This is a genomic window from Psychrobacter urativorans (assembly GCF_904846675.1).
In the GTDB taxonomy this organism is placed as follows: Bacteria; Pseudomonadota; Gammaproteobacteria; order Pseudomonadales; family Moraxellaceae; genus Psychrobacter; species Psychrobacter urativorans_B.
The window spans coordinates 1-8576 of the sequence record NZ_CAJHBT010000037.1; the positions used below are offsets into that span (position 1 = coordinate 1).

At 36.3% G+C, this 8576-nt stretch carries 10 protein-coding genes; 4 read left to right on the forward strand and 6 right to left on the reverse strand.

All coding sequences use genetic code 11. The features are described 5' to 3' along the window. Positions 1-141 precede the first annotated feature (141 nt). Positions 142-540 carry a hypothetical protein gene (locus tag JMY06_RS11315; RefSeq protein ID WP_201618349.1) on the reverse strand — a complete coding sequence of 133 codons (399 nt, stop codon included), beginning with the start codon at positions 538-540 and terminating at the stop codon, positions 142-144. Between the two features lie 326 nt (positions 541-866). On the opposite strand from JMY06_RS11315, the gene JMY06_RS11320 reads away from it, so the two are divergent. Continuing rightward, entirely contained in the window at positions 867-1250 is a 384-nt protein-coding gene (locus tag JMY06_RS11320) for a hypothetical protein (RefSeq protein WP_201618350.1), read from the forward strand. Positions 1251-1472: 222 nt separating this feature from the next. Here the strand turns inward: JMY06_RS11320 and JMY06_RS11325 are convergent, their stop codons facing one another. From JMY06_RS11325 to JMY06_RS11345, 5 genes are all read right to left on the reverse strand, one after another. Beyond that, positions 1473-2393, reverse strand: a complete 921-nt coding sequence (locus tag JMY06_RS11325; protein ID WP_265087899.1) for an SEL1-like repeat protein — start codon at positions 2391-2393, stop codon at positions 1473-1475. Positions 2394-2560: 167 nt separating this feature from the next. Continuing rightward, positions 2561-2989: a hypothetical protein gene (locus JMY06_RS11330; RefSeq protein WP_227672312.1), complete on the reverse strand. Its 429-nt coding sequence runs from the start codon at positions 2987-2989 to the stop codon at positions 2561-2563. Further along, on the reverse strand, positions 2962-3237 hold the full coding sequence (locus tag JMY06_RS11335; RefSeq protein ID WP_227672313.1) for an excalibur calcium-binding domain-containing protein: 276 nt from the start codon (positions 3235-3237) through the stop codon (positions 2962-2964). Before JMY06_RS11335 ends, JMY06_RS11330 begins: the two co-directional genes overlap by 28 nt. Before the next feature lie 203 nt (positions 3238-3440). Further along, positions 3441-4382, reverse strand: a complete 942-nt coding sequence (repM, locus tag JMY06_RS11340) for a replication initiation protein RepM (RefSeq protein ID WP_201618358.1) — start codon at positions 4380-4382, stop codon at positions 3441-3443. Between the two features lie 438 nt (positions 4383-4820). Next, positions 4821-5048 (reverse strand): hypothetical protein, encoded by a 228-nt coding sequence (locus JMY06_RS11345; protein ID WP_201618352.1) that lies wholly within the window; start codon positions 5046-5048, stop codon positions 4821-4823. Between the two features lie 723 nt (positions 5049-5771). Here JMY06_RS11345 and JMY06_RS11350 point away from each other — a divergent pair. The 3 genes from JMY06_RS11350 to JMY06_RS11360 all read left to right on the forward strand — a co-directional run bounded on the left by JMY06_RS11350 (position 5772) and on the right by JMY06_RS11360 (position 8481). Further along, a complete protein-coding gene (locus tag JMY06_RS11350) occupies positions 5772-6176 on the forward strand; it encodes a hypothetical protein (protein ID WP_201618353.1) in 405 nt (134 codons plus the stop codon). Positions 6177-6370: 194 nt separating this feature from the next. After that, on the forward strand, positions 6371-6850 hold the full coding sequence (locus tag JMY06_RS11355; protein WP_201618354.1) for a hypothetical protein: 480 nt from the start codon (positions 6371-6373) through the stop codon (positions 6848-6850). A 1016-nt stretch (positions 6851-7866) separates the two neighbouring features. Further along, positions 7867-8481: a hypothetical protein gene (locus tag JMY06_RS11360; protein WP_201618355.1), complete on the forward strand. Its 615-nt coding sequence runs from the start codon at positions 7867-7869 to the stop codon at positions 8479-8481. Positions 8482-8576 lie beyond the last annotated feature (95 nt).

The following is an 8576-nucleotide window of genomic DNA, read 5'->3' on the forward strand; positions in this document are numbered from 1 at the left end:
TTAATATATAAAGTAATATTTTTTTATGGGTTATACCAGTGTGCATCACAGTGTACTTTTTGCGATCAACTCGAAGTATTTTTGATTAGGCAATCAGGCGTTATTTTTGAGTGTATTTTCTTAATAAGACTATTAATAGATTTATTGTCTTTTATCTTTCATGCAAGCTGAATATATATTATTTGTGAATTCTGCTATATATCTATTTTTCATTTGTTGGCTATATCCATAAGGTTCTTCATAAGCCATTTCTACTATAAGTCTAGCAGTTGCGTCTATAGTCATTATAGTATTCATAGCTCTTTCATTTAAATCCTTTCCATTTTTTTTGTCTAGGATGTCTACTAAGCCATTAGACATATTATCTACACCTCTAAAACTATCTATTATCGATACATCATTTTGTCTATTTTTAATAGCGTCTTCTGCTATTCTTAAAAACATAATGCATTCTTGGGTTTCATCTGCTTGAGCTGGAATTGTTGTTAGGATACTCAATCCAAATAGTATAGATAACACTAACGTGTTAGTTAACTTCATATCATTTATTCCATTAATTATTTAAATATTATGATCTATCCAAACAATCTAAATATATTTCATTAGTATACTCATTAATTGCTAGCTCTTTCATCTTATCTGTATAGTAATAAGGTTTTGTATAGGCATAAGTGGCTATAGGAACAGTCTGCTATTTTAGGGGATGCTGCTCACTAGCAGCATGAACAGCTTTTAGGATAAATAAAGCTATCTTTGATTCAGTATTCGATAATTGTCACAGGCAGCTTAATTCTATTTGTTAGGTATCTTATGGTTATGAGGGTTACCAAGGGCAATGAAAAAAATAAACCCATAAGGACTACAATATGAAAGAATTAAAGATATTAACCTTATTAGTAGTATTAGCAGTAGCTTCTACTGCTTCTATAGCTGAAGATAATACAGAAATCTGTAAGCATTATGCAAGAGTGGCAGGATCAGCTATGGAAGTTAGACAGGAAGGCCATTCAATACTAGAAGCTTTAGATATGGCTGATAATTTAAGACAAGCTAATTTAGATAAGTTGGAAGAAAATAATTTAGACTATGAAAAATATGGACATGTAATAGAAGATCAAGCAGATATGTTAAAGCAATATATTACGTATGCCTATACTAAACCTCATTACTCTACAGACGAGTACAAGAAGCAAGAAGTAAATAATTTTATAAATGAAATTTACTTAGACTGCTTAGATAGATATGAGTAATGATTCTATTATGTGAACAATCCAAAATGGTGACTAGCTGTAGTTTTTCAGTGTGACTCCCAAGTATGAAGTCCAACTGTTAGCTGTAAGTATTAATTTAACTATGTTTAATGTTATCAGTTAAGTGTTTATACTAACAATTAGACCAACGAATGGTATATGTGCTCACTCATTTTGTCAGATAATCAGATTTTACTTAATAGCTCATATCTTAAGTATCTATCATTCAAGGTGAAGTATTCGATAGTTATCGCACCCTTCTTGAATACCGCTATCACAAGATTTACCAAACCATTCTTTAGCCGTGATGATATTTTGCTTCACGCCAATGCCATTACCGTACATCACTCCAAGAGTGTATTGAGCTATAGCATTACCTTGATTAGCCGCTCTCAAATACCATTCATGTGCTTTGGCGTAATCTTGCCGCACACCTTCGCCTTTACGGTAAATATCACCAAGAGCGTTTTGAGCTATGTCATAATCCTGGTTAGCTGCCTTTAGGTACCATTCACGCGCTTTGGTATAATCCTGACGCACCCCAGTGCTACTACTGTACATCGCTCCAAGATTGAATTGAGCTATGGCATCACCTTGGTTAGCCGCTCTCAAATACCATTCATGTGCTTTGGTATAATCCTGACGCACGCCTTCACCGTTGGAATACATTACTCCAAGAGCGTTTTGAGCATCAGCATTACCTTGATTAGCAGATTTTTGATACCACTCAACTGCCTTGGTATAATCCTGACGCACGTCTTCACCATTAGCGTACATCACTCCAAGATTGAATTGAGCTATAGCATTACCTTGGTTAACTGCCTTTAGGTACCATTCACGCGCTTTAGCATAATCTTGACGTACGCCTTCGCCGTTATAATACAACGCTCCAAGATTGTTTTGAGCTATGGCATCACCCTGGTTAGCAGATTTTTGATACCACTCAACTGCCTTAGTATAATTTTGAGGCACACCTTCACCATCGGAATACATATCTCCAAGAGTTACTTGTGCTGTGGCATCACCTCGTTCTGCTAATTTTTTAGTGGTCGTAAAGTCTGCTGCCACGGCTGATACCATCATTGCGAATGATACCCCCAAAACCATTACTCCATGAGTAAGCTTTTTCTTCAGTGATTGCATAATTTTTATTTCCCTGAATAATTGAGTTTGACTCCTATGGTAGGAGGTAAAGAGTAAGCTACGAGCCCTGCTAAATAAAGGTTAAGAGTTATATAAATATTGATATACCAACAGTCGATTTCTAAATTGTTCATTAGAACCTAAGTATGAGCTAGATCACCTCAAATTTAGCGATTCGCAAGCATATCATTCTGCTCATCACAGACTTTTAACCCAATCTGTATCGCTTCACTAAGATCAGCCCCTTCCTTGATGCCATAAGACACATTTGAAGTCAGATTGCTTTGCTTTAAGGCATCTACAGCTGATTTATTAAGCGGTGTACCAACGTAAGACTCATCCGTATAACCCTTAGGCTCAAAATGCACCTCACGACCAAAGGCAGGATGAAAACCACACGAAATCTCACCTTCAGGCACTGTAAACGGATAAGGGGTCATGTGATCTGTATCCCATGACCCCTCACTTACTACAATAAAGCCTGAACCATAACGCTCATCTTCTGAATCAGTGGTACTGCACCCTATAATGGCGACAGACGCGACAGACGCGACAGACGCGACAGCAACTAGCCACCTGGACATATTGACTCGCATGGCACACCGTCCTTGTCACGGTCTAGCTTGGTGTTTCCGCATTTAAGCGCTTGTTTGGCTTGCTCACAACTGACCATTTGCGTACACACACGGGGTAAGCCTTTGCACTGTGAACCTCCTGCCCCTTTAACAAACAGCGGATGATTCACCTCAACATCGTTATAGAAGGGATTATCAGTGAGCGTCACCGCAGCATTCGATGACAGCACAAAAATAGACAACACCATGCCTAGAATAATTTTTTTCATACACCCACTCATTTATAAGACCGTGAACAGGAAAAAGGTTTTCTACACATAGTGAGAAAACCTTATATTTGTTCACTAAAGTGGACACTATATCTTTAAAGACAGAATTAATAAATCAAATCCTTCAGCCGAATTGGCTTTAGTCATTCTAGTGAAGCGTTACTAATATACAGTGAGACTAAAATTAAGTGATTAACCGCTCTCTAAGACTGCTGAAAGCCTAATTTTTGCAGATAGGGCAGATAAAATGCCTGCTTGTCCTCATTCAATAAATCAGTTTCAATTCTTGCAGCGAATTGCTTGTAGTCCTCACCTTGCTTGGCATAACTAGATAAGTCACTCATTTGCGATAGTTTAGCCGCAAATGTACCACGCTGCTTATCCGTCATTTTGAGCGAGGTAAGCATATCAGGCGTATCAATATCTCTTTTTGACTCTATCGCTTTCTTAGTCTTCGCTTTCACCTTAAACTTAAAAGTAAACCCAGTAATAATACGCCCTTGCTTATGTTGGTCATATTTGACCGTGATATCAGTATGCTCATTGATTTGCTGTACAGCGAAATCTAGTACGTACTTTTTAAAGTTGCTCATTGTTTTGTATTGCAAAGGCTCAACACCTAGCTGCTGTCTGAATTGTTCTAGTTCAAACACAGGCGTTTTTCCTACTGATCGCCATTGTATTAATAACTCATAGAGTCGAATTGCGTAGGCACTGTTTAGACTACTAATCTGCTCTATATCATAACTGGTGAATTGTTGCTCAAGACGTGTAATCAGTGGTACAACATCATGAGTGAAGCGTAAATAGACAATGCCTGTATCTTTTTCATACCCTATCTTATCTACCCAGCGACAATGAAAGCTTCTGTCCTTACCCGTTTTAGGGTTTTTATCATGGTAAGTCACATAACGATCAAATAACCCTTTAGAAGCATCTTTCATCACTGTATAGGCTGTTTCTTTATTTACATTAAAGTGTTCAGCATAACTATGCGCGTGTATCTCTAAAAGGCTATCTGGTGCAATACCTTTCCCTGTTTCCCTAGCCTCCATAATAGCTAGCAACATTAGACGCTGTTCAACTAGATCAAGTGTATAACTTGCTTGTATCAATGCGTTATCTTTAACAACTAATTCCGTCATATCCATAAGCCAAACCCATTAAATTAAGTCAGATGTTAACCTATTTTAAATAGGTTGTAAAACAGTTTATCTTTATGTGCGATAGACCTATTCATATTGTGCGATAGACCTATTCATATTGTGCGATAGACCTATTCATATTGTGCGATAGACCTATTCATATGAACGATGAAACCTTTGATTTGTAAGGTCTGTAGCGGACTTAAAAGCTTTTAAAAGCTATTAAAAGCCTTAAAAGCTTTTTTCTTAATTTAAAACTATCAATCAAATGAGACACTTATTCAATTTATACTTAGAATTACCTGTAGATATTATGCTTATAAAATACTGAATGGAACCATCAAATATCGAAGAAGACGCTTAACGCTGTAGTATTTTTCTGTATTGTTAACAAAATACCGTTCACTGTTTTTGTTTGCATTATGACCACCTTCAAGTTTACATTTTCTGTAAATTTTGATTGTCTATATATTTACGATAACTCTTTCCAACGCCTTGTTCGCTAATAGTAATACTGAAATCTTCTTTTGGTAACTTAGCAATATCATCAAAGGTATAATTTCCATGCTGATTATTACGGTTTTCAATAATGAGCCATATATTAGTTTTAAGCGTATAGGAGCCACAAGGAGCCACAAGGAGCCACAAGGAGCCACAAGGAGCCACAAGATGAGCATATAATTTCCCTGCAACAACTTCTAGCCCCTAAATATGCTTATTTAGGGGCTTTTTAATGTTTATTATTGATTGCAGGATAGGCTGTCGCCGTCAAAAATGGGGTATTTGTAGGTAGTGTTCAGTTGGTTGTTAGTCATAAGACGAGGTTTGGTTAGTGAAAAATAACGCTCTATTAGTTTTCGTTTGCTTGTGAAGTGCTCGTATTTTGCTTACCGTTTGCGTGTACCATTTTCTGTGTTTCCAAAATACCTCTGTTTGCAGTTTGCAAACTCCTCCTAATATATAAACAAAGGCTTACAGCTGATTTCGTTTGCATTTTGCAAACCAATCGATTTCGTTAAAAGTAACAATATCAGCTACTTGGCTATCCCTTTAGGGTGCGTATGGTGTAGTCATTAAATTAGGTAATTTAATGACCAAAAAGCAGGTAGAAAAATTGGTTATTTTCTGCCTGTAGTAAGCATTTTTGTAAAAAAAGGCTTATAAGAGCGTTATTACTGCATTTCTAATGCAATATAACTGCATATTTACTGCAAACCATCTATAATTATTCAGAACTACTGCATTTCTAATGCAATATGACTGCAAACCATCTATAGTTACGCAGAAATACTGCATTTATACTGCATTTATACTGCAAAAAGACTGCATTACTACTGCAAAAGTTGTGCAGACAACTAATTTTTTTATATCTAGGTAAGGTCAGTATCTATGGCTAAAAGAACGAAATTCTCAAAGTTTAAGTCGCTTTATAGTGTGATTGATAACCTACTCGACACATACACCCAAGAAGGGACTGTTGAGATACTAGCTGAAAGTCACGATTTAGAATTGTCGTTATCCACTCTAAGAAGCTATCTCTACCGTTATAAAAAACAGTTAAAAGAATTGTCTGTAGCAACAGACAATTCTAGCAGTAAGGTTGAGATCAATCATGAGGGCACTAAACAAAGGTTAGGCGATTCACAGAGTAGTGAACCGATCCAAGAAGACAACACAGACGTTAGTACTGAACCATATATACCACCGACTCGCGAAGAATTAGATGCTGCTATGAGAAAAATGATAAAGCAGCAAGAACTGGGAGAAAATAGATCTTTATTTGTTAGAAGATAAGATGCCATTTATGAATATGACTGATGTATCAGTAGCCCGCAGTAAAGTCGGTTGTAATATACATTAACTGTATTGCTTTTTAGAGGCTGATGTTGGCTGTGCGCCAGTTTTTATATGGCATTGTTAGCCATACTAGGCTGTTGCTACAGCTGTTAGCATATGTTGATTAGCTTAATCGCATTTTCGGACAAAACATGAATCACGACCTTACTCTCACAATATTTTCAATGATAGCTAGTGGTATTGTGAGTTTAGCTATTAGCGAACTCTATCGGAAGCTGCCCTTACAGAAATTGCTTACGCTTAAACTACTTCTAAATTTTAGGGAGTGTCAACAAGGCTCTAGATTAAAAGAGCTTGTTGTAATCAAAAATAATCGTCAAGACGATCGTCATTATCTATATGAGTTACAGCAGAGTCAGAATTTCTTTATTCTTCTTATAGTGACGGCTGTAGTAAATTTTGTCTTTTTGTTGATGAATAATTTTTTAGCATATCCCACCTGGTTTTTTATATTTGGTATGTTGCCAACCTATGTTGTAGAGTTCTTATGGCTGAATAAAGTGAGCTATGTAGAAGATTTAAGAGTCTATCAAAAAGGGAACTTGGAGTGGAAAAAGCGTAAGCGACGTAAAATCAGATACAAGAATAAAAAAATAAAACAGCTAGGATAGTGATAACCCAAAGCTTTAGGGTTTTTGTATGAGCGAAGCTATAGATATGATTAGATCGCTTACATTGAAAAAGCTTAATCTACACTTACGCTTTCATCAAAGAAGGACAGGTATAGCAGATAACGGTTTGCTATAGATGGTTCCGTTATTAAGGTCTATTTTGAGTGGTCTATTAATTGATTAAGGAATACAAATAGCGGGTTCCAATGGGGTATACCCAAAATAGACCCACTAAAATAATTTTTAATTTCGAGTTCTGCTAACTTTAATTTTTAATTTTTAATTTCGAGTTCTGCTAACTTTAATTTGTCATAGTCACCAAGCCAAACATCATTACCATCCGCAATGCATGTTAATCATGTAATTTTGTTGACTAAACTATCTACTACAAGTTTTCTTAGACTGACTAATCTTGCCGTTCTTACAGACAAACTTACCATCCTTGCAATGCGACACTCCACCCATCTTTCCAGAACAAGGATAATTTCTAGCATTAGCTTCCATCATTGGAGCCATCATTAACATAGAAACAAGAAATGCTGACCACATTTTCATAAGCGACAACCTTAATAAGCAAAGAGTATAAATTCGAACAATACCACTGCGAAACGCTTTCATCAATAATTATTTGATTTATGTTTACTACTGTTTATATAATCCTATGTTGTCCTTAGAGAGCTTCTAGAGGTTTTGGCATAGGTGGATAGAGATCGTTTATAAGGATAATGTCACCACCTCAAACACAGTCTAAAACGTAAGTGACTTTTGCATAATGCGGTATAAATTGCGGTATATTCCAAGCAAAGAAAACCGATAGCTATACTTAGCAAAACTAACAGCCTACTGTTTACCTCCTTGGGTAGGAGTCACACAGCAAAAACAGTGACTTTTCGGGACAAGTGAACCTATTTTAACCAGTAGCAGACAAAAACTTTAACGCAACAGTCTTTAAAGCCCACCAATCTTAGTTTGAACTGCTTTTAAGATGTGTAATCTGGGAATATCGAGGAGTAACTGTGTCTAGTAACGAAATTGCAAACCAATATAATCAATGGGTAGGAATTGAGGAGCTGCCAGATAATGAGAATCATTATTTCTTTGAAACAATGAACCTAGTTAGTCGAGGTGAAATCTTATTAGAAAACGGCATACTTAATCAATGTCATAACGACCTGTATATGTCAGCTTTGACTGAATTTATACTTATCACTCGTAGCCTGCTAGAAAAGTACCTTAAACAGAATAAAGACGATGAACAGGTTAAGAAACGTCGCGACCATATTAAAATTTTCAGAGATGGACTATGCCACACAAACTCTCTTATAAATACAGACACTGGAATATTATTTGCGATCATCAGTATGCCTGCAAACTATGATGGTTCGATGATTTGCGACGTTAAGAATGGCAAAGTTATTATGAAAGATGGAACAACATTCACACATGAAAAAGCAATGAATCAAGCAGATGATATTCTTCATAGACAAGGCGCTCATAAACTTTGGATAAAGAAAGAACTAATAGCAGATTTTTGCTTTTCTAGGGATTATTTTGCTCGTAAACTACCCTATAACTATGCTACTCAAATCCGACACAGAGAGTTTATTAACTCTTACAAAACTGAAAAATGAGTTACACACAGAAAAATAGCGTGGTAGCGACAGCCAAATGTTGTTAATAGCGTTGTACATGGCAGACAGTGAAAAGCTACACACCCCTAAAACAC

What these genes read in the sequence shown, in the direction of transcription:
- JMY06_RS11320 (WP_201618350.1), top strand. Translation starts at nt 867, where the DNA reads ATGAAAGAATTAAAGATATTAACCTTATTAGTAGTATTAGCAGTAGCT.
- JMY06_RS11325 (WP_265087899.1), bottom strand. Translation starts at nt 2,393, where the DNA reads ATGCAATCACTGAAGAAAAAGCTTACTCATGGAGTAATGGTTTTGGGG.
- JMY06_RS11335 (WP_227672313.1), bottom strand. Translation starts at nt 3,237, where the DNA reads ATGAAAAAAATTATTCTAGGCATGGTGTTGTCTATTTTTGTGCTGTCA.
- JMY06_RS11355 (WP_201618354.1), top strand. Translation starts at nt 6,371, where the DNA reads ATGAATCACGACCTTACTCTCACAATATTTTCAATGATAGCTAGTGGT.
- repM (WP_201618358.1), bottom strand. Translation starts at nt 4,382, where the DNA reads ATGACGGAATTAGTTGTTAAAGATAACGCATTGATACAAGCAAGTTAT.
- JMY06_RS11315 (WP_201618349.1), bottom strand. Translation starts at nt 540, where the DNA reads ATGAAGTTAACTAACACGTTAGTGTTATCTATACTATTTGGATTGAGT.
- JMY06_RS11330 (WP_227672312.1), bottom strand. Translation starts at nt 2,989, where the DNA reads ATGCGAGTCAATATGTCCAGGTGGCTAGTTGCTGTCGCGTCTGTCGCG.
- JMY06_RS11350 (WP_201618353.1), top strand. Translation starts at nt 5,772, where the DNA reads ATGGCTAAAAGAACGAAATTCTCAAAGTTTAAGTCGCTTTATAGTGTG.